Source organism: Mesorhizobium sp. M0590 (genome assembly GCF_040320905.1).
Classification (GTDB): Bacteria; Pseudomonadota; Alphaproteobacteria; order Rhizobiales; family Rhizobiaceae; genus Mesorhizobium.
Genome location: NZ_JAMYQN010000010.1, coordinates 125,501 through 148,579 on the forward strand (window position 1 = coordinate 125,501; position 23,079 = coordinate 148,579).

Here is a 23,079-nt window from a genome sequence, read left to right on the forward strand (position 1 = left end):
CGTGCAAGAATAATCGCCTTGGTATCGGCGCGAGGCAAAGCGTGCAGCGGTTTTTTGCAGTCCTGACGTTTTTCGGAGTGATGGCGGGGACCACGGCAGTTGCCGCGCCATTTACCTACACGAACGAGCGCTTCGGTACCATCTGCACCTTTCCGGATGAAATCTTCACTCTTCGCCAGCCTGAGCCGGACAATGGCGATGGACAACAATGGCTCACTGCCGATGGCGCCAGCCTGATCTGTTCGGGTATCCTCAACATCGATGATGACACCCCGACAGCCTTCGTCTCCGCCGAGAGGGCCAGCAAGGAACCTGGCTACAGGATCACCTACAGCAAGACCGGCAAGGACTGGGCGGTGCTGTCGGGCATCAAAGGCGGGAACATCTTCTATGAACGCCGCCTGTTCGGAAAAGACGGTGTCATCCGCACGGTCTGGATCGACTACCCGCCAGCCCTGAAATCGAAATACGACCCGCTCGTCGATGCGATCGCCGGCAGCCTCAGGGGACCGTGAGCATCCGGCGACGTCAGAACTTATTGGCAGCCTATTGTTTTTGCTAGCGAGTCACGGTTGTTGGCGCGTGTAGTCATATCGTACGGCAAGCCATTTTTTGCCGCTGCCATTGGCCTGGAGGAAATGTTGCTCGGCCACTTCGTGATTGTCGCCGTCCCTGGAAATGACGAAATCGGAGGCCGTGAACCGCCCTTCGACCTCCGGGCCGAAGCCGACGAAACCAAGCGGCTGGAACAGCAGTGAAATCTTGCCGTCCTCCTCGCCACCAAAACTCCAGGCGGGCATGATCCCTGCCGGGAAACGGGTGTCCATGGAGACATACTTCCAGCGGCCCTCCACCCGGTCATAGCTCAAATAGGCTATCCGCTGGAAGTCCGGCATTTTCGACCCGGGCGCCGGGCGCATCACCTCCTGCATGAAGGGACCGATCATCGTGCGCTCGGCCACCAGCCCCGTCATCACGATCGGCTGGGCGCCGGGCGTTGGCCAGATCGTGTTGACGACGGACCATTTCCCGACGCGGCGAGCGAGCTCATCCGCTTCGTGACCCGGCGTGGACATCCGTTCGACTGCCGACGCCGAAGCGCCGTTCTCGGCGAACGCAGGCGCTATCGCCATGAGGATAACCGCCAGGGCAGAGGAGAACCGGAAAGCCGACGAAACATGCCGCCTGCTGCCTGTGCCAAGCCAGTCCGCATTGCCTCGTGCATTCATCATGGACCATCTCCCCAACACGATCAGAAGCTTACAATGACCAATTTGGTGAATCTTGCCGAGCAAATTTGATCTCGTCGAAAAATTCTCCTCGAGCCGCAGTGTGACAAATTTGCCCTCCGAACCCATCCTTTAGAACGGCACCTTTTTTGGGGTCACACCCAGAAAAGGTCTTGTCCGCAAACGGTCACCGGATTTACCGCAAGCCCATTCGGGCCTAGCCTCTGCTCTGGAGCGGTTCTTCGCCCAGTGGGGGAATACGATATGCGCAAACTCATTCTTTCTCTTGCATTGCTCAGCCTCGCGGCCCTGCCCGCGGCGGCTCAGTCGATCGGCGGCACCTATGCCGTGGCCGGCACCAATTTCGATGGGTCGTCCCTATGGTGGCGACGCGACGATCACGCTGACCAGCGAGACGACCTGCACGATCCATTGGGAGACAGGCGGCTCGTCCTCGGACGGTATCTGCATGCGCAACGACGATGCCTTCTCCGCCGGCTATGTCATGGGCAAGGCGGTCGGTCTAGTCGTCTACAAGGTGCAGGAAGACGGCTCGCTGCATGGCCTGTGGACGATTGCCGGCAAGGAAGGCAACGGCACCGAGGTACTGACGCCCAAATAAGCCCTGCCGCTCTTGCGCGGCAGATGTCACGGGCCACAGAAAGGCTGTGGCCCAGCCCTTTGACGTTGCTGTCTTGTGGGTGCCTGCTAGACGCTCGCTGCAGGACTCACCCGGTAATCGCCTTGCCTCTTTCGCCAAACCTCCGCGGCGCGTTGTTCATGATGGTGGCCATGGCTGGTTTCACTCTCAACGATGCGATCACCAAATTCTCATCGGAATCGATGAACATGGCGCAGGTCATGCTGATCCGCGGCGCCTTCGCTTCGCTGTTCGTTGGCCTGCTTGCGTGGCAACGGGGCGCGCTTGCCCGGCCAGGTTCGATGCTGCAGCCGACCGTTGCGCTGCGCGTCGCCGGCGAGGCCGGCGCCACCGTGTCGTTCCTGGTTGCTCTGGCACATCTTCCGATCGCCAATGTCTCCGCCGTACTGCAGGCGCTGCCGCTGGCGGTGACGATGGGCGCCGCGCTTGTGTTCAACGAGGGCGTCGGCTGGCGGCGCTGGCTGGCCATTGCCGCCGGTTTTGCCGGCGTGCTGATCATCGTGCGGCCCGGCTTCGAAGGGTTCAGCGTCTTTTCTCTGCTGGCGCTGGCCAGCGTCGCATGCTGCGCGGTGCGCGATCTCGCTACCAAGCGGATCCCGCAGGCAATTCCAACATTGCTGGTGTCGACCGCCACCGCACTTGCCATGACAGTTCTGGGCGCGGCACTGCTTTCGCCGATGGGCGGCTGGACACCGATGACAGGACAAAGCACGGCGTTCCTGGCGCTGGCGGCGGTGCTCGTGCTCATCGGCTATCACTTCATCATCACGGCGATGCGGGTGGGCGATATCTCCTTCATCGCGCCGTTTCGCTACACCGCCCTGCTCTGGTCGATCTTGCTTGGCTTCACGATCTTCGGCGATGTCCCCGATCTGCCGACGATCCTCGGTGCCACGATCATCATCGCGTCAGGCCTCTATGCACTCTACCGCGAACGGATCGTCGGACGGCGAAAAACAGCCGCCGAAAGCACTGGACCGGACATGGCGCTGGACGGCATATAGAGTGACTGTCGACGACTGTCTGATTTGAAAACTGGATTTTGGGTCTAGGCAGCAAACGATGGGCCGACATATCGCAGGGATCATTCTGGCCGGCGGCCGATCGAGCCGGATGGGTGGCGGCGACAAGACGCTGCTTGCGCTTGGCGACGGTACCCTGCTCGACCGTGTCGTTTCGCGCCTTGGCCCGCAGGTCGGACCGCTCGCGCTAAACGCCAATGGCGATCCGACACGGTTTGCCGCGACGGGGCTTCCGGTGCTTGCCGACACTGTCAAAGGTTATGCCGGGCCGCTTGCCGGGATCCTGACCGGCCTCGAATGGGCTTCCGACACGACCTGCCAGGCGCTGGTCACGGCTGCCGGCGATACGCCTTTCCTGCCCAGGGATATGGTCGAGCGGCTGCTCGCGGCAGCCGACGAACGCCCCGGCTCGATTGCGGTCGCCTGTTCCGGCGGCAAACGGCATCCGACCTTTGCACTCTGGCCGCTAGGGTTAGATCAGGTCTTGCGACAATTTCTCGTCGAGGAAGACAACCGGCGCGTTGCGGCGTTCATCGACCGGCACGGTTTTGTCGAGGTGGAATTTCCCATCCTGAAATCCGGCGGGGCCGAGATCGATCCGTTCTTCAACATCAACACTCCCGACGACCTTGCCCAGGCCGTGCATCTGTTGCAGAGCATCGAGCCATGAAAAGACGTATTTTCGGCATCACCGGCTGGAAGAACTCCGGCAAGACGACATTGACCGAAAAGCTGGTAGCCGAACTCGTCCGGCGCGGCTGGAAAGTGTCGACGGTAAAACACGCCCATCATGATTTCGACATCGACAAACCCGGAGCGGACAGCTTTCGCCACCGGCAGGCGGGAGCGATGGAGGTCGCGGTCGTGTCGGGCAGGCGCTGGGCGCTGATGCACGAATTGCGCGGCGAGGACGAGCCGACGCTAGACGCGATCCTGTCACGGCTGGCACCGTGCGACATCGTGTTGGTCGAGGGTTACAAGCGCGAAGCGCACAAGAAAATCGAGACGAGACGGCTCGAGGCCAAGGACCGGACACCGCTCTCGGCAGGCGATCCACACATTGTCGCCATCGCCTCCGACTTCCCCATTGTCGGCGAAGACCTGCCGGCCTTCGATCTCGACGACACGAATTCGATAGCTGACTTCATCGAGCGCGCCACAAGCCTGTCGCGCTGAAAATGCGGCAGAAGACAGTTTCCGCCCACTTGCTTTCCAATTTAGGCGTCTGACCCAGCGTCATCGCTTTCTGAACATGACCTTCCCTCAAGCGACGGTTTTGCAGTTGCTTTTTCTTGGGAAAGAATGGGAATATCGCATCAGCGGGCGGTCAAAAGCACCGCCCACAGAGCCGTTCGGGAACGACGGCCGGGACCAACAGAGAGGACCATTATGCGTATTGCACTGCGTATCGCGCTTGCCGCTTCGGCTGCGCTGCTGACGCTTGGCGTTGCCCAGGCCCAGGAAAAGACCTTGAGGATCGGCACCGAGGGAGCCTATCCCCCATTCAACAATCTGACAGCCGACGGCCAGCTCGTAGGCTTCGATATCGACATTGCCAAGGCGCTCTGCGACGAGATGAAGGTGAAGTGCACCTTTGTCGCGCAGGACTGGGACGGCATCATTCCCGCCCTTCAGGCAGGCAAGTTCGACGCCATCGTCGCGTCGATGTCGATCACGCCGGAACGCGCCGAGAAGGTCGACTTCACCCACAAATATTACAATACGCCGCCGGCGATTGCCGCGCCCAAGGACACCGACATCAAGGGTGTCACCAAGGAAGATTTGGCCGGCAAGACGATCGGCGTGCAGGCGTCCACCACGCATTTCAACTATTCGACCAAGACTTATACCGACAGCACCGTCAAGCCGTACCCGACCGCACAGGAATACCAGCTCGATCTGGCCAATGGCCGGCTCGATGCCGCCAATGACGACATCGTCGTGCTGCAGCAATGGCTGGATTCGCCGGACGGCGCCTGCTGCAAGCTGGTCGGCACAATCAAGCCGGTCATCGAAATCCACGGTCCGGGCGCCGGCATTGCCGTGCGCAAGGGCGAGACCGATCTGGTCAACCAGTTCAATGCGGCGATCGACGCCATCCGAGCAAACGGAAAGTACAAGGAAATCAACGACAAATACTTCAAATATGATGTTTATGGCGGCGAGTCCTGATCGACCGACATACGAGGACTTGAACGGCGGGAGATTCCCGCCGTTCTTATAAGGATGCCGCGCACGAGGGGTGACGCGGCACGGGTCTCAAAGAGCCTCAAGGAGAACAGGCAGGCGGATGCAGAGCGCACTGACGCTTCTCAGTTGGGGACCCGAAGGCTGGCTCGACGACATCGCCGCGGGTGTGTTTGTCACGGTATGTCTTGCGCTGGCCACTCTGCCCTTCGGGCTGACGCTCGGCTTTTTCGTGGCGCTGGCCAAACAATCGGAAGAGCCGTCGCTGAGACTGGCCGGGAACATCTACACCACGATTTTTCGCGGAATACCCGAGCTGCTCACGCTGTTTCTGATCTTCTTCGGCGTCCCATTGATCCTGCAGTACATTGTCCGGCTGGTGAGCCCCGGAACGTCCGCCGACGTCAACAGCTTCGTCGCCGGCATGATCGCGCTGTGCTTCATTTTCTCCTCTTATTCCAGCGAGGTGTTTTTATCCGCCTTCCGCGCGATTCCAAAAGGGCAATATGAGGGAGGCTATTCGGTTGGCCTGTCCAGCGGCCAGACGATGCGGCTGATCGTGCTGCCGCAGTTGATCCGCATCGCGTTGCCCGGACTTGCCAATCTCTGGCTTATCCTGCTCAAGGACACCGCGCTCGTCTCGGCCGTCGGCCTCAACGAGATCCTCCGGCAGAGCGGGGTTGCCGCTCGCGTCACCAAGCACGCGTTCCTGTTTTACGGTTTCGCCGGCCTCATCTATCTCCTGCTGGCGATCGTCTCCTCCTTCGGCATCAACGCGATCGAACGAGCGGTCGGCGGCAGCGAGGTCAAGAGATGAGCCTTGCCACCGACACGCTGAAAGTCGACCGGCCGCCGCCGCCCGCACGCGGCTGGTCGCGCCAACGCATCCTCGGCCATGTCCTAGTCGGCCTGTGGATCGCTCTCGGCATTGGCATGGTCGTCTACCTGGTCGCTGCGTGGAACCCGGAGTTCTTCCAGAAATATGCACCCGGCTACATATCCGGCCTCGGCATCACCCTGTTGCTGGTTGCCATCTCGATTGTGCTTGGCGCGATCCTGTCCGTGCCGATCGCCTATGCACGCATGTCGAAGAACCCGATCCTTTCGGGGTTCGCCTATGCCTATGTCTATTTCTTTCGCGGCACGCCGCTGTTGGCGCAGACCTTCCTGGTCTACTATGGGGTCGGCTCCTTCCGGCCGGAGCTCGAGATGGTCGGACTGTGGGGCTTCTTCCGCGAAGCGTTCAACTGCGCGATCTTCGCCTTTTCGCTGAATACGGCCGCGTACCAGGCCGAGATTTTGCGTGGCGCGATCGAGAGCGTGCCAAGGGGCCAGTGGGAAGGTGCCGCCTCGCTCGGCCTGCACAAACTGCAGACGATGTGGAAGATCATCCTGCCGCAGGCGCTGATCGTCGCGTTGCGCCCGTATGGCAACGAGATCATCCTGATGATCAAGGGCTCGGCAATCGTCGCCATCATCACGGTCTACGATTTGATGGGCATCACCCGGCTCACCTATGCGCGCACCTTCGACTTCCAGTCGTATATCTGGGCGGCGATCATCTATCTGATCATCGTGGAAACATTGCGCCACGGCGTCGAGTGGATCGAACGGCGCATCACCATCCATCTGCACCGCTGACTCCCATCGCCTTGCCTGATCCGGTAAGAAGACCGCAAAGCAGGCTTCTAAGGGATTCGAAAACATGGCTTCGGTGGCATTTCTTGGTCTTGGCGTCATGGGCTATTCGATGGCCGGACATCTCAAGAACAAGGGCGGTCACGACGTCACCGTCTACAACCGCACCAGGGCCAAGGCCGAGCAGTGGGTTGCCCAGCATGGCGGCAGCTTCGCCGCGACACCAGCAGAGGCGGCCGCGGGCAAGGACTTCGTCTTTTCCTGCGTCGGCAATGACGACGATCTGCGCTCGGTGACGACCGGTGCCGGAGGCGCCTTCAATTCCATGAAGAAAGGCGCCATCTTCATCGACAACACCACGGCATCGGCGGAGGTCGCGCGCGAACTGGCGCAGCAGTCGCAAGCGCTCGGGTTTGCGTTCCTCGACGCCCCGGTCTCCGGCGGTCAGGCAGGCGCCGAGAACGGCATGCTGACCGTGATGGTCGGCGGCGAGCCCGACGCCTTCGACAGGGCCAGGCCAGTCATAGATGCTTATGCCCGCATGGTCGGATTGATGGGATCGGCCGGGGCTGGCCAACTCACCAAGATGATCAACCAGATCTGCATCGCCGGCCTCGTTCAGGGCCTGGCGGAGGGCATCCATTTCGGCAAGAAGGCTGGGCTCGACATCGAAAAGGTAATCGAGGTTATCTCCAAGGGCGCCGCCGGTTCCTGGCAGATGGAGAACCGCCACAAGACGATGAATGCCGGCAAATATGATTTCGGCTTCGCCGTCGACTGGATGCGCAAGGATCTTGGCATCTGCCTCGCCGAGGCCGACCGCAACGGCGCCAAACTGCCGGTGACGGCGCTTGTCGACCAGTTCTACAAGGACGTGCAGGCGATGGGCGGCAAGCGCTGGGACACGTCCTCGCTGCTGGCGCGGCTGGAGAAATAGGATTTCACTGTGGCCGAGCTTTCGCCTCAATCCAGCGCCGATGAAATCGTCGCTCATCTGCGCTCGATCGCCTCAGAGGAAAATCGACTTGGCATGCTGCGCTACGGTATCAAGATCGAACGTGCGCTCGGTATCTCGCATGGCGTGCAGCGGCAGATTGCCAAGAAAATCAAGCGCAACCATGAGCGTGCCTTCGAGCTTTGGCAGACAGGCATCATGGAGGCGCAGTTCATCGCTTCCGTGACAGCCGATCCGGAGCGGTTCTCCGCCGCGGATGCAAGACGATGGGCGGCGACTTTCGACTCGTGGGATATCGTCGACGGGGTCTCCGATCTCTTTGTCGATACGGATTGCTGGAAGGAATTGATCGCCGAATTCGCGGTCGACGAACGGGAATTCGTTCGACGCACGGCTTTTGCGATGATGGCCTGGTCGGTGGTCCACCGGAAGAAGGAACCCGAGACGACCTTCCTCGAATTCCTGCCGATCATCGAAGCGCATGCGACCGACGGCCGCAATTTTGTGAAGAAGGCCGTGAACTGGGCGCTTCGTTCGATCGGCAAGCGATCGATGAATTTGCACGGCCCTGCCCTTGCCGTGGCGCTAAAACTGGCGGCCTCGACAGACAGGACCGCACGCTGGATCGGCAAGGACGCCGTGAAGGAACTTTCCGATGCCAAGACGCTCGAGCGGCTCGCCGCCAGAAAAGCTTGACCTGAGCGAAGTGCGCTTCACGGAGGTGACGCAATCGACGCGCGCCGATTTCGAAAACCTGTTCGAGCAACCCGGCGGGCCGAAATACTGCTGGTGTATGGCTTGGCGCAATCTCGACCGCCGCGAGCATGTCGAGAACGACGAGAAGAAACGCGCGATGATGACGCTGATCGACGCCGGCACGCCGGTCGGCATTGTCGCCCAGATCGATGGCCGGACCGTCGGCTGGTGCTCGATTGCGCCGCGCGAGACCTACCGCAAGCTGTCACGGCAGCAGGACGATAGCGAGATGGGCATCTGGTCGATCGTCTGCTTCTATGTACCGAAAGCGCTGCGCGGCGGCGGGCTGGCAAGCGCATTGCTCGACGCGGCCATCGATCACGCCTTTGCCAAAGGCGCCAGGACGATCGAAGCCTATCCCGTCGACCAGGCTTCGCCGAGCTACAGCTTCATGGGTTTTCGCGACATGTTCGTCGCCCGCGGCTTTCGCGAGATCGGCATGACCGGCTCGCGCCGGCATGTGATGCGGCTTGAGCGTTGACCTGTGGGGCAGCGGCAGCTTTACTTGCTGGCATAGGCCGCAGATCAAGGCTCAACAATGGAGCAGCAATGAGCAACCGTCTCAAATCAGGAGCGATCCTGGCGGCCGCGGTGTTCGTGTCCATTGTGGCAGACAGTGCTTGCGCCGGGACGATGCATATTTTCTGGAAGGATCTGCGCCCGGCGACCCAGGCAGCCGCCGAAAGCGTCGGACTGCCGATGATCGCGGCCAAAATGCCCGATCATGGCGAGACGCTGTCTCTCAATCTGCAGGACAAGATCGTGCAGCTCGCGGGCTATGCGCTGCCAGTCGATCGCGACGGCGATCTCGTCTACCAGTTCCTGCTGGTGCCGTGGACGGGAGCCTGCAGCCACATGCCGACGCCGCCGCCCAACCAGATCGTCCTCGTCACGCCTGCACACCCTTACAGGATGTCCGAGGCCTACCAGCCGGTTTCGGTGACCGGCGCCTTGCAACCGGGTATGGAGAAGAGCCAGCTTTTCATTCTTGACGGCGTCAGCGTCATCCAGTCGGGTTACACCGTGCACAAGGCCGAGGTGGTCAACGTCGATACGGTGCCGGACACGATCACGCTGCCGGTCAACTCGCCATGGACTTTCCTGAACAAAAAGAAGAACTAAACAGACGAATCTCAGGCGGCGTTGGCGCCGGATTCCTTGTCGAGCATCATGTAATCCAGCGGCATCTCGGTCGTGTATTTGATCTGCTCCATGGCGAAGGAAGACGACACGTCGCGGATCTCGATCTTGGCGATCAGCCGCTTGTAGAAGGCGTCGTAGGCGGCGATATCGGGCACCACGACGCGCAAGAGATAGTCGACGTCGCCGCTCATGCGATAGAATTCGACCACTTCCGGGAATTCCTGGATGACCTCCGAAAAGCGCCGCAGCCATTCATGGCTGTGCGAATTGGTGCGGATCGAGACGAACACCGTGACCCGCACATTGACCTTTTCATGATCGAGGATGGCGACGCGCCGCTTGATGACGCCCTCTTCCTCGAGCTTCTGGATGCGCCGCCAGCACGGCGTCGTCGACAGGCCGACCTTCTTGGCGACGTCGGCGACTGCAAGCGTCGCATCCTCCTGCAGGAGGCGGAGAATTTTTCTATCAAGGCGGTCCATTGGGTGCTCCCCTGATGCAAGTCGTCCAAGTGCGCAGCGGCCTTGGCACAACGACATGCATAAAAACAAGAATTTAACGCGCGTCCCCTCATGCGCGACGCGCTTCGAGGAATGGATTACCATAATCCCTCTTGCTCGAGCCTATTACAAGAAAGAAATTCTGCCGCATAGTGCGAAAGCGAGTGATTTCTTGCTGAATGCCTAGCCGAGGCGATAGCGGATTTCCGATCTCAGGAAGGGCAGCAAATCCATTTCAAACCATGGATTGCGCTTCAGCCAACCGGTGTTGCGCCAGGACGGGTGCGGCAGCGGCAGGACTTTCGGGTCGATTGCCGCCGCCCAGATGGCACGCCAATCCATGACCGTTTCCGTCAGCGAGGGACGGCGCGCCGCGCCCATATGCCAGCTTTGCGCGTAGATGCCGATCGTCAGCACCATATCGACTTGCGGCATCAGCGCCATCAGCGATGTGCGCCAGGCCGGCGCACATTCGCGGCGCGGCGGCAGGTCGGCGCCCTTGGCGTCCTGGCCGGGAAAGCAAAAGCCCATCGGCACGATGGCGAATTTGTCCGTGTCGTAAAATTCCTCGCTGCCGACGCCCAGCCAGCTTCGCAGCCGGTCGCCGGAGGCGTCGGTGAACGGCATCCCTGTAATGTGAACCTTGGTACCCGGCGCCTGGCTGGCGATCAGGATACGCGCACTCGACGATGGCCTGAGCACCGGACGCGGCTGGTGCGGCAACGGCCTGCCGGCCGGGTTATCGACGCAGATGCGGCAAGCGCGTACTCGCGCCGTCAAGGCTTCCAACTCTTCGCTCATTCGGAATTCATTGTCAGGCGGCGGCACTCGGCCGGCTGGAGATTTCTCGATACCAGCGCAGCACGTTGGTGCACTCTTCAGGTACCTTGATGCGAGCCGGCTTCATGAAGTCGATGGCGACCAGCCCGGTGATGTCGGCGATCGAATAGGCATCGCCGGCGACGAATTCCCTGCCGGTGAGCTCAGCGTCCAGAAACCTCAGGAATTCGATCGCCTTCGGCTTGTTGGCCTCGCCCCATTCGGGGATTTGCGGGATCTCCCATTCCCTCATTGCGGGGTGGATATGCCGGAACGCCGCGGCGACGCAGCCGAACAGATTGAACTCCACACGTCTTTGCCACATCTCGACGATTGCCTTGCCGAGCGGCCCATCCCCGAACAAAGCCGGCTTGGGGTGCAGTTCCTCGAAGTAACGACAGATTGCGACGGATTCGGTGATGATGGTGCCGTCATCGAGCTCGAGCACCGGCAGACGCTTCAGCGGATTGCGCGAGCTGACCGGCTGCTCTTTGTGCTCCAGCGCGCCCATGTCGACGGGCACCAGCGGAACCTGAAGTCCCTTTTCGGCCAGAAAAATCCGAACCCGGCGTGGATTGGGCGCGCGCCCGCCGTCGAACAGCTTCATCTCTATCCTCCTCGTCCGTCCCGACGAACTATAGGCACAACTCACCAGAAGCGAATAATTTCACGCAAGGCATCGCCGATCGACGCCAAGGTGCCGTGCTTTCTTTCGACCAGCTCGTGGCCGTGGCTCTCGCGCCAGTTCTTCGGCTCGTCGAAAGTTCCGCCCCAGATGCCGGCTTTGCCCGCGCGCGCAGCAGCTTCCTCGGTCTCGAAATCGCCAAAGGCGACCGCCCAGCCGGCCTCGACCTGCGCGCGGTTGAGATCCTTGCCGCCGGCCTTGCAGTCGCCGAGCAGCCTGCCGTAGCGGTCGCGCTGCCAGCCGCTGCAGGAGACGGCTTTGCCGCCGATCAACCGCACCAGGGACTGCCGCGCGAGCTTGCCGCAAGGATAGTCGGCACCGTCCTTGCGACAGATCTGCGAATATTCCGGCGCGTCGATGCCACGCATGCGGACACGCTCGCTGCCGAGGGTGATGCTATCGCCGTCATTGACGGTGGCCGCGCCCTCCGTCTTGCGCGTCTCGATCCGGTCGAGGCGCGCCGCCAGGAGGATCGCCAGGCCGAGCACGATGAGTGTCAGCCCATAGTCCATTACTCGGCGCCACAGGCTTCGCGGACGTGGCGCATAGTATCGCTGGCGCGGCCATCGCGACCACGAACGGCTCATATGGCAAACCGTTGGTTAATCATTCGAACGTAGCTTAACGATTTGAAATTGCTGCCCGCGTAAATTGAAGACTTCATGCCCCTGCAACGCTCGACCACGGCGGACAAGTTTATTGTGGACCGCAGGAAACGCCATCGCAACAGCGATGTCGCGCGCGCGGTGCGCAAGACGCGCGACCGTCTTTCGCAGCAAGCCGGAAATCCCGACTTCGACCGCGAGCTGTTGAAGCTCCACGCGCTTTCGATGACCGGCGGCGTGATCGTCATTCCGCTGCTCGTTCTGGCAACGGCCGCGGCAGGCCTGTTCGCGGGCATCGGCAAGGAGATCGGCGTCTGGGCGCTGTTCACATTCATCTGCTATACCATCGTTGCATTCATGGCCAGACGCGTCACTCAAGCGTCCGAACTCAACCCGCTGGAAACGCATAGGGATTTCCTGATCGGCCATTTTCTGTGCGGGCTTGGCTGGGCTTGGTTCGCATGGCTCGGCTGCGAAACTTGCCAAATGGATCAGTTCCAGGTCGCCAAGGCGGTGGTGCTGCTGCTCGCCATGTCGGCAACCGCGATCCTGGCCTCGTCCCTGCGCGGTGCGCTGTTGGCGACCTTCGCCCTCCCGGTCGCCATCTATGCTTATGCCAGTGCGAAATTATGGATGCCGGTCGAAGTGATCATGGCAGGCTTGCTGATCGCCTCGTTGCCTTTCTTCGCCTATGTAGCGCGCCAGCTCAACCGTTCCTCGCTGATGCTGCTGTCGTTCCGCTCCGAAAAGGATGCGCTGATCGCCGAACTGGAGACGGCGAAATCGATGTCGGACGAGGCACGGCGGCGGGCGGAAGACGCCAATCTGGCGAAATCGCGTTTCCTGGCCTCGATGAGCCACGAACTGCGCACGCCGCTCAACGCCATTCTCGGCTTTTCCGAAGTGATGGCCAACGAGGTGCTCGGCCCGATGAGCAACCCGACCTATCGCGACTATGCCCGTGACGTGCACGACTCCGGACAGCATCTGCTCGACCTGATCAACGAAATTCTCGATTTGTCGCGCATCGAAGCGGGCCGCTACCAGCTCAACGAGGAGCCGATGATGCTGCTCTCCGTCGTCGAGGATTGCTGCCACATGATGGAGCTGAAGGCGCGCAACAAGGACATCCGCATCGTCCAGGATTTCGAAAACGCCTTGCCGCGCTTGTTCGCCGACGAACGCGCGGTGCGGCAGATTGCGCTCAACCTGTTGTCCAATGCCATCAAGTTCACCGCCACCGGCGGCGAAATCCGCGTGCGCGTCGGCTGGACGGCGGGCGGCGGGCAATATCTCTCCGTCAAGGACAATGGGCCGGGCATACCGGAAGACGAGATTCCGATCGTGCTTTCGGCCTTCGGCCAGGGCTCGATCGCCATCAAGAGCGCCGAACAGGGCACCGGGCTTGGCCTGCCGATCGTGCAAGGCCTGCTGGCCATGCATGGCGGCGAATTCCAGCTCCATTCCAGGCTGCGCGAAGGCACCGAGGCGATCGCCATCTTCCCGCTGAGCCGGGTGATGGAGGAACTGCCGGCGCTGCCGACCAAGGCGGTTGCCTCGCGCCGGCGCTGAATGCTTAACCGCGGACCGCGGCTGCCATGCCGGAGCTGGTCAGCGCGGCCGCCTTGACCAAGCCGGCGGCAAGCGCCGCCCCTACCCCCTCGCCTTGACTGACGCCCAGATCGAGCAGCGGGCGAAGGCCGAGGCGCTCGGCGGCCTTGGCATGACCAGACTCTGGCGACAGGCTTGCGAGGAGACAATGATCGAGCGCGGCGGGGTTGGCGGTATGTAGGACACCAGCGGCCGCAGTCACCGCAAACCCATCGAGCAGCACCGGGATCTTCTGCATCCGCGCCGCCAGAATGGCGCCGCAGATCGCGGCGAATTCCCGCCCGCCGACCCGGCGCAGCGCTTCCAGCGGGTCCTTGAGGCTCGCGCCGTGAAACGCGACCGCGGCATCGACCACCTCCGCCTTGCGCCTCTGCATCGCCGCGTCCGCCCCTGATCCAGGGCCGACCCAGTCGGCGCTGGTGCCGCCGAACAGTGCCGTGCAAAGGGCCGCGGCGACAGTCGAATTGCCGACGCCGAGGTCGCCAAGGCAAAGCAGGTCGGTACCGCCGGCAATCGCTTCCATGCCGAAGGCCATGGTAGCGGCACAACCGCGCTCGTCCAGTGCCGCATCCTCCGTAATGTCGGCTGTCGGAATGTGCAGGGCCAGATCGAACACCTTCAAGCCGAGATCGTTGGCGATGCAGATCTGGTTGATTGCTGCACCGCCGGCGGCGCAGAGCTCGACTGCATTTGCCGTGGCGGCGGCGGGGCGCGGCGAAATGCCGTGGCGGGTGACGCCATGATTGCCGGCAAAGATCGCCACCAATGGCCGCGTCACCGCCGGCGGCGCGCGGCCGCTCCACCCGGCAAGCCAGGCGGCGATGTCCTCGATGCGGCCAAGCGAGCCTTTGGGCTTGTCTGCCTTGGCAAACAACTGACGCACGCGGGCCTTGGCCGCCATATCTCCCGGCGGCAGGCTCACCAGGAGGTCGCGAAAATCGTCGAAAGGCAGCGCGCTGGTCATGTCGATGGCGATCGTCCGTGTGAATTGGTGAGCGGCATAGCCGCCTTGGCCAGCCGGCACAACCTCAAGCCGGCACAACCTCCAGGCCCGGTACAACTTGGCGGTATTGACGCGAAAGCATTCGTTGGCGGCGCTTCCCGGAGGGCTTGCATTGACTTTGTCGTTGCACCATGTGGAGGCTAGCCAAGGAAATCCTTATGACGGCCATTGAATCCCCGTGCATCCTGGTCTGCTCGATCGATATGAAAACCGGCTTCTGTTTCGGTTGCGGGCGCACGCGCGAGGAAATCGCCGCCTGGATCGACATGACCCCGCAAACCCGCCGCAGCGTCATGGCCGAGCTGCCGGCAAGGCTGGAAACGGTCGAGCGACGCCCCCGCCGGGAAACCCGTCGCAGCCGCATGGCACGCGAACGCGACGCCCTCTCGTGAACCGGCCGCAGAGATGAACCGACTGTTGTGGATTCTGATCGTCGCGATCGGGGTGGGTGTGCTCCTGCTCATGCTCAACGATTCCGCCGGCAGTACGTTCGGCATTGAGAATTACGATTTCAGCCAGCTGATCTGGCTTGGCGCTTTAGCGGCGCTCGTCGGCGCCGGCCTGCTCAGATCGGGCAGGCCGTTAGGCACCATGGCCCGCAGCCTCGGCGCCTGGGGTGCCATCGTGCTGGCGCTGATCGCCGGCTATCAGTACCGCTATGAGTTGCAGGATTTCGCCAGCCGCGTCACCGCCGGCCTTGTTCCCGGCAGTCCGCTGGCGCTGGGCGTGGAAGAAGGCCATGCCACCGTCACCCTGGACAAGGCCGGCAGCGGCCATTTCGAAGCGCGCGTCAAGATCAACGGCACGCCGATCCTGACGGTTGTCGATACCGGCGCGACCAGCACCGTGCTGACCGCCGAGGACGCTCTGGCGGTCGGGTTCAATTCGGCGGCTCTCCGCTTCACCATACCGATCTCTACCGCCAACGGCATGACACGCGCGGCGGCGGTGCGAACCGACGAACTGTCGATCGGCGGCATCGTGCGCAAGGACATGCCCATCATGATCGCCGCACCAGGCACGCTCGGCCAGAGCCTTCTCGGCATGAATTTCATCGGCTCGCTATCGGGCTTCGACGTCCGTGGCGATCGCATGATTTTGCGGGATTAAGTTTTTCCTCAGGCCGCCTCCGCGGTCCGGCCGAAATCGACCTCTGCGAAGGCTGACTTCAGCACCTCCGGTCCGGCACCCGGCCGTGTCGCATCGGTGGAGAGGATCTGCCGGTAGCGGCGTGCACCGGGCAGGCCGTGAAACAGCCCGACCATGTGCCGGGTGACATGCCCGAGGCGTCCGCCCTGCTCGATATGGCGTGACGCGTAATCCGCCATGGCATCGATCAGTGCGGCAAAATCGAACGACTCAGCAGTGCTGCCGTAAAACGCGGCATCGATGCCGGTCAGTATCCCTGGCGTGTGATAGGCGGCGCGGCCGAGCATGGCGCCATCGACATGGTCGAGATGCGTCAGCGCCTCTGCGCGAGATTGAATGCCACCGTTGATGCCGATGAATTTGTTTTGTTTTCTGGCTTTCAGCCGATAGACGCGGTCATAGTCGAGCGGTGGGATGTCACGATTTTCCTTTGGGCTCAGTCCTTCCAGCCAGGCCTTGCGGGCGTGCACCCACAGCGCGTCGGCGCCGGCCGCGAAAACAGCATCGGCCAACGCATCGAGTGCCGGTTCCGGATCCTGCTCATCGACGCCGATGCGGCACTTGACGGTAACCGGTATTTTCACCGCCGCCTTCATTGCCGCGACGCAATCCGCGACGAGCACGGGCGTCTTCATCAGGCAGGCGCCGAAGGTGCCCGACTGGACGCGGTCGGACGGGCAGCCGACATTGAGGTTGATTTCATCATAGCCGAAGGTTTCGCCGATGCGCGCCGCCTCGGCCAGCTTTCCCGGATCGGCGCCGCCGAGTTGCAGCGCCACCGGATGTTCGCTGTCGACGAAGCCGAGCAGCCGCTCGCGTGCGCCGTGGATGACCGCATCGGCCACCACCATCTCGGTGTAGAGCAGCGCCTCGCGCGTCAGCTGGCGATGGAAGAACCGGCAGTGCCGGTCCGTCCAGTCCATCATCGGTGCGATTGCTAGGCGGAAGTTCTTGTAATTGCTCATTTTTCCTTCTACCATAAGCACTTGCGTCGGATCGATGCAGTACCGTTTTCGGCCCGTTTTCGCCGATTTAGGCTCATTTTGGGCGCCAAGATACTGCAATGCAGTACCGATGTCGCTCGTGCAGTACCGATAAGGAGTCTACATCGGCATGGGGACAATCATACCACGGAAGCGTAGAGATGGGTCGACTGCGTATCAGGCACAACTCCTAATAAAGCGTGCCGGCAAGATCCTCCATCGAGAGGGTCGCACGTTCGACCGCAAGCAGGCCGCAGCGGCATGGCTGGAAAAGCGCGAGATTGAGCTTGCGAAGCCCAGTGCTCTTGAGCGGATTAAGGCTACAGACCCCACCCTTGCTTCCGTCATTGATCAGTACACGGAAGAGTCAATCAAGCAGATCGGCCGGACGAAGGCGCAGGTGCTTCGCGCGATCAAAACCTATGACATTGCCAACAAGCCATGCTCCGAAATCACGAGCGCCGACATCGTGTCGTTTGCGAACCAACTCGTCGCAAGTGTCACCCCTCAGACCGTTGGCAATTACATGTCCCACTTGGGGTCGGTGTTCGCGATCGCAAGGCCTGCGTGGGGTTACGCGCTCGACCCAACGGCTATGAAGGACGCCTTCCTCGTAACTCGGAGACTCGGAGTTTCGAGTAAGAGCAAAGAGCGAAGCCGCCGGCCAACACTCCAAGAGCTGGACAAGCTCATGGCCCATTTTGGTGAACGCCAGCATCGGCGACCCAGATCCAATCCGATGCAGAAGATCATAGCCTTTGCGATCTTCTCAACGCGTCGGCTTGAGGAGATTACCCGACTTCGATGGGATGATCTTGATATTAAAGGCCGCCGTGTGATGGTTCGCGACATGAAGAATCCCGGCGAGAAGATTGGCAACAACATATGGGTCGATCTTCCACGTGAGGCACTGCAGGTTATCAAATCAATGCCGCGAATCGCCGATGAGATATTTCCCTTCGGGACCGATGCAATCGGGGCCTCGTTTACGAGGGCCTGCCAATTGCTAGGTATCGTGGATCTGCATTTTCATGATCTGCGCCATGACGGCGTCTCACGGCTGTTCGAAATTGGACTGAATATCCCTCAAGTTGCGTCCGTCTCAGGGCATAAATCCTGGTCCAGCTTGAAGCGATACACGCATCTTCGGCAGACGGGCGACAAGTTCGCAAAATGGAAGTGGCTAAATCTGGCGACCGCAACCTGGAAGCCACGTGTAGGCCGCGACGCGCGAGGGTAAGCCACCCGCCGCGCTGAACTGTGTTGCGCAGGTCCAACTTTTTCTGTGCCTTCTGCCGAGTCACACAGCGCGGAAGTTGGGTGGACGGATTTTCATGTCTCGCCTCCATCTTCGTGTTTCAGGCGCGGAAACAGCAGCCAGCTCGCCGCTTGTGGAGCTTGGGACGCCGCTCGCCCTGAAAAACCTGTTCCGGCATCATCTGCTTCCCGACGCGCACCAGATCGCTGAGGGCCGAGTGGATTTGCGGCCAAGGAAATTCGGAGCCTTCTGCCCACGCTTCGCCCTCCCGCAATATGGCATTGAGCTTGGCCGCCACACCGTCGAGCGTCGTGGCGGGGGTCATCGAGAACGCTTCGAGCAGGTCCTGTGCCCGGTCGCTGGCCTTGCGCTCCGCCGTGAGCGCTGCGGTGTACCCGCTCTCCTCGGCAGCTGAATCCCAGCGTGCCTGATGAGCCGCGAAATCAGCTTCAGCCTTCTCGCGGAGAGCCGCCATACTCGAACTTTTGCCGAATACTTCATTGAGCGCCTCGATTGAGTAGGCAGTTACGTTCTCCCGCTCGGGAAGGCGGACGGTCACACATGGAAAGCCGACGCTCTCGACAAGTCTCGTCTCCAGGCGCTGTTGCCTGCGGCAAAGCCGCTCGCTCAGCCTGTGGGCGGTCTGCCATTCCCGCCAAAGCGCCAGCGCTGGGTCGGAGGGGGACAAGTTCGTCGCGGCAGCGTTGCTGGTAAAGGTACTTTTCTCAAGCACTAAAGCGGTGGACGTGATCATTCCTCCTGCAAGCACTTGCCTACGGGTGACGAGAGGCAGAGTCGTGGTATTGTCGGAATCAGCCATGATCCGAGCTCCTAACAGCTTGGTTGTGGTTAGGTCGGGCTAAGCGTGTCAGCGCTCAGCTCGGCCGTTTTAGGGAATCTCATCATACAAATTGATTGACGTCAATCGGATTGAAACCCGTGGAAAATGCGCTAACGATAGAGCAGTGTCGCGGCGCTCGGGCGATGCTTGGGTGGAGCCAAGACGAACTAGCTAGAGCCGCAAATGTGGCTCGGCAGACGATTGCGGATTTTGAGCGTGGGGCGCGCATTCCAATCGCCAACAACCTTATAAGTATAAGGCAAACGCTTGAGAGGGCCGGAATCGAGTTCTTGTCCGAGAATGGTATTCGTTTAAGACCCCGCATCTGACAAACTGTCTGCTAATAGGCTTGGCTAATCGTTGCCGGCGATAGTTACGAGCCAAAACTGCCGCGCCGATGAGCGCTCTCACAGCCCCAGCCCGCGCTTTCTGCCGAAGCTCCATTCGATGCTGCCGCTGCTTTGCACGACGCCGGCGATGTGTTGGCCGATGCGCTTGTCGAGCATCGGCTGCCAGGGCACAAGCCGAAACCCGATGCCATCGTCCAGTACGGCGAAGCGCCCGCTGGCAAGACGGACGGAGCCAAGGAGCGTGCCGCCGACATGGTTGCCGGGCTGTACGGGCGCGAAGGTGAGGCCGCGCGCAGCGGCCATTTCCTTGCCGACCCTCGTGACTTCCTGGCGCTCCAGCGTGGCTACAAGGTCGCGCGAGAAGGTGATGGTGCCGCTGGTCGCGTCGCGTTCGGCATGCCCCATGCTGACGAGCTGGGCAGCCCGTCTGTCGAGGGCGTTGTCGACGTCGAGACCAAAACCTGACCGGACCAGCGGCACAGGGTTCTTGGCCGTCAGCTCCCGGTCGAGCCAGGTGGCGCCGTCGCTGCCGACCTGCGCGTCGAGATCGAGCGTCGAGAGCACGCGGACGGAGAAGTCCTTGCCGCGGTTGTGGCCATCGTAAGCGATGCCGCGCTCGGACAGGTCATTTGGAACGCGCCAGTGGTCGTCGTCGATGCGTTCGACATGGCCGGCCCGGCGCAGCGCTTCGAGACGGCGGACATGGAAACGGACAAAGGCGTCCGGGTCCTTGCCCTCTTCGAAAAACGTCTCGCGGATCGCCTCCAGGTGTTGGCTTGATCGATAGATGCCATCCTCGCCGGCTACGACGCCGATGTTGCGGTCGGCCGCACGCGGCTCCTCCTTCGGCCGGATGGGATCGAGCGCCACGATATGGCCGCGCTGAATGTCGTCGAACTTTGCCGCATCCGCGGTCTCGACGTAGTGGGTGCGCCCGTCGACGCCATCGATGACGAGCGACAGCCGGTCGCTCATTTCGTCACCGGCGAGACCCTTGGCGAGCACACGGCCGACGACCGGCTCGGTGATGGTCCGCCGGTGCATGACATATTGCGCCGCGCCCCGCTCGTCGGCGAGGCCGTGCTCTTCCAACGCCCGATGCATGGTCTTGATGATGTCGTTGCGTTCGCCAAGTGCCCGCAGCGTGCTTTCGGCTCTGTCGGAAACGACCCACCGGCCGGGCTCGATCTCGCTCGCCAGGCCGAAGTGCTCCAGCCTCTTTGCCCGATCGATCAGCAGATAGCGATTGCTGGAAATGGTGTAGCTGTCGCTGGCATGGGGCCGGAGGTCGATAAGATCGTGCGCCTGCTGTTCGGCGATCAGCATGCGGTCGAGCCGGGTCAGCCGTTCGGCGTCCACCTCGTTGGCCAGCTTGCGGGCGACCTCGACCTCGCTTTGCAGCCCAAGCTCCCGTTCCACCAGCTCGCCTGCCCGGTGGCGGATGCCATGGGCGATGTAGCCGCCAGCGATGTTCAGGATTTTGCCGTCGTCGGTGACGCCGCGCACCAGGATGTGGCTGTGCGGATGGCCGGTGTTGTGGTGGTCGACAGCAATCCAATCGAGGCGCGTGTCGAGATCGACTTCCATCTGGCGCATGAGATCGCGCGTGAAGGACCGCAGGTCTTCCATCTCCGCGGCATCCTCCGGCGCAACGATGAAGCGGAACTGATGCCGGTCGCCGCGGCCGCGCTCGACGAAGGCCTTGCCATCGGCCTCGTCGTCGGCGGCAGAGTACACTCTCCCCTTCTCGCCGTCCCTGGTCACGCCGTCGCGCTGGATATAGCGCAGATGCGCATCAACCGCCTTGCTCGTTGTAACGAACTTTTGGCCGCGCCCGCTCGCCTTCCCTCGCCCCGGCAGCTTGACGACGCGTGCCTTTACCACGACGCGGCGGGAGCGAAAGCGGATGCCATTGGAGTCCTGCCGCCATCCGCCACCATCCTTTGGCAACCCTGCCGCCATCTTGCCGCCGCGGCCACGGGCATTGAAGCGGCCAGTCCCCTTCCCGGCACCGCTGCTTGCGCCAAGGCGATTGGGATTGCCGCCTTGCTTGCGGATGGCGATCTCGACCTGGCGGACGAAGGGCAGCGCCCGCGAATTGACCGGCGCGCCGCCGCGCCGCGTCCGGCCGGTGCGAACCTGGAACCTGTCGCTGTCACGATCTGCCATAACGACAGCATCGGCAGTCGGATTTCGCGCTTCAAGATAGTCGGAGCGCCGAGAATGCTACGGCGCGCAAAGACTTGCTGTGGCGTAGACCAGCGGATCGCACATCGCTGCGGCACCTAAACTTTGCTGTTCAGATCAATGGGATAACAGACAACCAGCACCGTTCGCACCTCGCGTTGTACCGGCTAGAACCCGGACGCATCGGAAAAAACAATGTGCAGACAAACACTTACGAGCAAAGCGAGTGCGAGCGTCAGCTCGCTTTATCTTGCCATCACTCTTCTTTCTGCCTTTCTGCCATTCTGACCCTCGTAGTATCACCAAGGGTAAGTCCTGAGTGCGAATCACTCTGAAAATAATGATGCGAATGCCGACTCAGAACTTGCAGCCAAGCCACCTTGCAGTCCCATTCCCTGAGCCGTCCGCCCTACCGGCAACCTGTCGCCGACAGCGGATTGCATGTCAAAAGCTCACAGTCGCTCGGCTGTCACCATGTCGATTGCCGTCATGCAGAAGACACGGACAAAACGACATGGCGGCTTGTCCATGTGCTCGACGTGATCCACATCGCTCTCATTCCGGCGGGAATTCTGTGGTGACATGGCGCCGTGAGACTTTGCAGCACCCGTGCAATCGGGCGGATATTTAACGGCGACGAATATGGGGACCGAATGCGCGATCGGTATGCCGGCGATGTCAGCGACGATCTCAAATCCGCGTTCCAGCGCGCGGTCGCGGGAGCAGACCGGACGCTCAGCATCGCATGGAACTACGCGCCGGGAGATGACGGACGCCCGGATGGACGGCATCTCGAATGGCACGACAGGGCGGCGTAGCGTCTACTCAATGAAGAGCTTCACACAGGGCTCGCCACGCCGCCGGAACGCACATTGCCGCTCTTGAACAGAAGGCGATCTGGCCCAAAGGAGCACTGTTTCATCGTGGGCCGATGCCGCCGCGTGTCGAGCGGATCGCGTCTGGAACACGCTAGCGGAGCGCTCTCAATGGCGCGGACATCATATTTCTCGACCAGGACAATGGCGTCAGCGGAGACGGAGAAGCATGCGACCTTCTCGGAAATTCGACTGCTCCGCAAACGCGAATGCGCCATCGTCTTTATCATGTTCCCAGGCGGAAGCATGACGCGCGACGCGCTGCTGCGGCGGTTGCACGAGCGATTGATGGTCGAGGCGGATACTGGAAATATTACCACTCTGCGGACAAATGTTTCCGTGCCCCGCACGGCGGGATCGCACCGCCAGCGCTGGTTTACGGTCGTCGATCCTGATACTGAACTGACGGCTAGCGCGCAAACTTTCGCTACGGCTCTGGTATCGATGCCGCGTATTCGGTTGCGGCTGGACAGCCGGGCATGAGCGTTTCGGAGAATATCAAAGCGGATTTTGTATCGAACTAGCTGCCTTTGGCATCGGCCGTGATCCAGGCCATTTTCCAAAAATGCACGTTGCGCTGCTCTTTTTTCGTCATTTGTTTGCTCGCCACCAAGCCAATCGC

26 protein-coding genes and 2 pseudogenes are annotated in these 23,079 nt (G+C 61.5%); 19 read left to right on the top strand and 9 right to left on the bottom strand.

From position 1 onward, the window contains the following. Positions 1 to 41: 41 nt before the first annotated feature. On the top strand, positions 42 to 515 hold the full coding sequence (locus tag NKI52_RS18305) for a hypothetical protein (RefSeq protein ID WP_023675020.1): 474 nt from the start codon (positions 42 to 44) through the stop codon (positions 513 to 515). Positions 516 to 566: 51 nt separating this feature from the next. On the opposite strand, the gene NKI52_RS18310 is transcribed toward NKI52_RS18305, so the two are convergent. Continuing rightward, positions 567 to 1,295: a DUF1579 family protein gene (locus NKI52_RS18310; protein WP_198023531.1), complete on the bottom strand. Its 729-nt coding sequence runs from the start codon at positions 1,293 to 1,295 to the stop codon at positions 567 to 569. A gap of 198 nt (positions 1,296 to 1,493) precedes the next feature. On the opposite strand from NKI52_RS18310, the pseudogene NKI52_RS18315 reads away from it, so the two are divergent. The 11 genes and pseudogenes from NKI52_RS18315 to NKI52_RS18365 all read left to right on the top strand — a co-directional run bounded on the left by NKI52_RS18315 (position 1,494) and on the right by NKI52_RS18365 (position 9,570). Next, positions 1,494 to 1,851: pseudogene (locus NKI52_RS18315) on the top strand (hypothetical protein). A 122-nt stretch (positions 1,852 to 1,973) separates the two neighbouring features. After that, the gene (locus tag NKI52_RS18320; RefSeq protein ID WP_352698895.1) at positions 1,974 to 2,894 is read left to right on the top strand and encodes a DMT family transporter; all 921 of its coding nucleotides are present in this window, start codon (positions 1,974 to 1,976) and stop codon (positions 2,892 to 2,894) included. A gap of 58 nt (positions 2,895 to 2,952) precedes the next feature. Beyond that, positions 2,953 to 3,582, top strand: coding sequence for a molybdenum cofactor guanylyltransferase MobA (gene mobA / locus NKI52_RS18325; protein WP_023675016.1), 630 nt, complete (start codon positions 2,953 to 2,955; stop codon positions 3,580 to 3,582). After that, positions 3,579 to 4,088 (top strand): molybdopterin-guanine dinucleotide biosynthesis protein B, encoded by a 510-nt coding sequence (mobB, locus tag NKI52_RS18330; protein ID WP_023675015.1) that lies wholly within the window; start codon positions 3,579 to 3,581, stop codon positions 4,086 to 4,088. Before mobA ends, mobB begins: the two co-directional genes overlap by 4 nt. 213 nt (positions 4,089 to 4,301) lie before the next feature. Then, on the top strand, positions 4,302 to 5,084 hold the full coding sequence (locus tag NKI52_RS18335) for an ABC transporter substrate-binding protein (protein ID WP_023717637.1): 783 nt from the start codon (positions 4,302 to 4,304) through the stop codon (positions 5,082 to 5,084). 118 nt (positions 5,085 to 5,202) lie between these two features. Continuing rightward, entirely contained in the window at positions 5,203 to 5,916 is a 714-nt protein-coding gene (locus tag NKI52_RS18340) for an ABC transporter permease (RefSeq protein WP_352568649.1), read from the top strand. Then, positions 5,913 to 6,740 carry an ABC transporter permease gene (locus tag NKI52_RS18345; RefSeq protein ID WP_023675012.1) on the top strand — a complete coding sequence of 276 codons (828 nt, stop codon included), beginning with the start codon at positions 5,913 to 5,915 and terminating at the stop codon, positions 6,738 to 6,740. The genes NKI52_RS18340 and NKI52_RS18345 overlap by 4 nt, the downstream gene beginning before the upstream one ends. 58 nt (positions 6,741 to 6,798) lie before the next feature. Then, positions 6,799 to 7,674: pseudogene (locus tag NKI52_RS18350) on the top strand (NAD(P)-dependent oxidoreductase); the annotation flags it as partial. Between the two features lie 9 nt (positions 7,675 to 7,683). After that, positions 7,684 to 8,388: a DNA alkylation repair protein gene (locus NKI52_RS18355; protein WP_254817259.1), complete on the top strand. Its 705-nt coding sequence runs from the start codon at positions 7,684 to 7,686 to the stop codon at positions 8,386 to 8,388. Next, on the top strand, positions 8,348 to 8,929 hold the full coding sequence (locus NKI52_RS18360; protein ID WP_352568650.1) for a GNAT family N-acetyltransferase: 582 nt from the start codon (positions 8,348 to 8,350) through the stop codon (positions 8,927 to 8,929). The genes NKI52_RS18355 and NKI52_RS18360 overlap by 41 nt, the downstream gene beginning before the upstream one ends. Positions 8,930 to 8,997: 68 nt before the next feature. Next, positions 8,998 to 9,570: a DUF3299 domain-containing protein gene (locus NKI52_RS18365; protein WP_352568651.1), complete on the top strand. Its 573-nt coding sequence runs from the start codon at positions 8,998 to 9,000 to the stop codon at positions 9,568 to 9,570. A gap of 11 nt (positions 9,571 to 9,581) precedes the next feature. Here NKI52_RS18365 and NKI52_RS18370 read toward each other — a convergent pair whose 3' ends face one another. From NKI52_RS18370 to NKI52_RS18385, 4 genes are all read right to left on the bottom strand, one after another. After that, the gene (locus tag NKI52_RS18370; RefSeq protein WP_023675006.1) at positions 9,582 to 10,073 is read right to left on the bottom strand and encodes an Lrp/AsnC family transcriptional regulator; all 492 of its coding nucleotides are present in this window, start codon (positions 10,071 to 10,073) and stop codon (positions 9,582 to 9,584) included. Positions 10,074 to 10,274: 201 nt separating this feature from the next. Further along, on the bottom strand, positions 10,275 to 10,892 hold the full coding sequence (locus NKI52_RS18375) for a uracil-DNA glycosylase family protein (RefSeq protein ID WP_502894617.1): 618 nt from the start codon (positions 10,890 to 10,892) through the stop codon (positions 10,275 to 10,277). A gap of 13 nt (positions 10,893 to 10,905) precedes the next feature. After that, entirely contained in the window at positions 10,906 to 11,517 is a 612-nt protein-coding gene (locus NKI52_RS18380; protein WP_352698899.1) for a glutathione S-transferase, read from the bottom strand. Between the two features lie 41 nt (positions 11,518 to 11,558). After that, complete coding sequence (locus NKI52_RS18385; protein WP_352698901.1) at positions 11,559 to 12,182, bottom strand: thermonuclease family protein; 624 nt, start codon at positions 12,180 to 12,182, stop codon at positions 11,559 to 11,561. Positions 12,183 to 12,257: 75 nt separating this feature from the next. On the opposite strand from NKI52_RS18385, the gene NKI52_RS18390 reads away from it, so the two are divergent. Then, on the top strand, positions 12,258 to 13,772 hold the full coding sequence (locus tag NKI52_RS18390) for a sensor histidine kinase (RefSeq protein WP_352698903.1): 1,515 nt from the start codon (positions 12,258 to 12,260) through the stop codon (positions 13,770 to 13,772). A gap of 4 nt (positions 13,773 to 13,776) precedes the next feature. Here the strand turns inward: NKI52_RS18390 and NKI52_RS18395 are convergent, their stop codons facing one another. Next, a complete protein-coding gene (locus NKI52_RS18395) occupies positions 13,777 to 14,775 on the bottom strand; it encodes a nicotinate-nucleotide--dimethylbenzimidazole phosphoribosyltransferase (RefSeq protein ID WP_023675001.1) in 999 nt (332 codons plus the stop codon). A gap of 197 nt (positions 14,776 to 14,972) precedes the next feature. Between NKI52_RS18395 and NKI52_RS18400 the strand changes: the two genes are divergently transcribed. Both NKI52_RS18400 and NKI52_RS18405 read left to right on the top strand, forming a co-directional pair. Further along, positions 14,973 to 15,206, top strand: a complete 234-nt coding sequence (locus NKI52_RS18400) for a DUF1289 domain-containing protein (RefSeq protein ID WP_031193575.1) — start codon at positions 14,973 to 14,975, stop codon at positions 15,204 to 15,206. Between the two features lie 13 nt (positions 15,207 to 15,219). Further along, entirely contained in the window at positions 15,220 to 15,924 is a 705-nt protein-coding gene (locus NKI52_RS18405; protein WP_352698905.1) for a TIGR02281 family clan AA aspartic protease, read from the top strand. Between the two features lie 8 nt (positions 15,925 to 15,932). On the opposite strand, the gene dusA is transcribed toward NKI52_RS18405, so the two are convergent. Beyond that, positions 15,933 to 16,928 carry a tRNA dihydrouridine(20/20a) synthase DusA gene (gene dusA, locus NKI52_RS18410; protein ID WP_352698907.1) on the bottom strand — a complete coding sequence of 332 codons (996 nt, stop codon included), beginning with the start codon at positions 16,926 to 16,928 and terminating at the stop codon, positions 15,933 to 15,935. Positions 16,929 to 17,076: 148 nt separating this feature from the next. Here dusA and NKI52_RS18415 point away from each other — a divergent pair, with 148 nt between their 5' ends. Then, complete coding sequence (locus NKI52_RS18415; protein WP_352698909.1) at positions 17,077 to 18,186, top strand: integrase; 1,110 nt, start codon at positions 17,077 to 17,079, stop codon at positions 18,184 to 18,186. Positions 18,187 to 18,304: 118 nt separating this feature from the next. Here the strand turns inward: NKI52_RS18415 and NKI52_RS18420 are convergent, their stop codons facing one another. Then, positions 18,305 to 19,024, bottom strand: a complete 720-nt coding sequence (locus tag NKI52_RS18420; protein WP_352698911.1) for a hypothetical protein — start codon at positions 19,022 to 19,024, stop codon at positions 18,305 to 18,307. A gap of 164 nt (positions 19,025 to 19,188) precedes the next feature. On the opposite strand from NKI52_RS18420, the gene NKI52_RS18425 reads away from it, so the two are divergent. Beyond that, a complete protein-coding gene (locus NKI52_RS18425; RefSeq protein WP_352699029.1) occupies positions 19,189 to 19,374 on the top strand; it encodes a helix-turn-helix transcriptional regulator in 186 nt (61 codons plus the stop codon). Positions 19,375 to 19,452: 78 nt separating this feature from the next. On the opposite strand, the gene NKI52_RS18430 is transcribed toward NKI52_RS18425, so the two are convergent. Then, positions 19,453 to 21,564 (bottom strand): DUF3363 domain-containing protein, encoded by a 2,112-nt coding sequence (locus NKI52_RS18430; protein WP_352698913.1) that lies wholly within the window; start codon positions 21,562 to 21,564, stop codon positions 19,453 to 19,455. Positions 21,565 to 22,235: 671 nt separating this feature from the next. Here NKI52_RS18430 and NKI52_RS18435 point away from each other — a divergent pair. Both NKI52_RS18435 and NKI52_RS18440 read left to right on the top strand, forming a co-directional pair. Next, positions 22,236 to 22,400: a hypothetical protein gene (locus NKI52_RS18435; protein ID WP_352698914.1), complete on the top strand. Its 165-nt coding sequence runs from the start codon at positions 22,236 to 22,238 to the stop codon at positions 22,398 to 22,400. Between the two features lie 168 nt (positions 22,401 to 22,568). Further along, positions 22,569 to 22,940, top strand: a complete 372-nt coding sequence (locus NKI52_RS18440; protein WP_352698916.1) for a hypothetical protein — start codon at positions 22,569 to 22,571, stop codon at positions 22,938 to 22,940. Positions 22,941 to 23,079 lie beyond the last annotated feature (139 nt).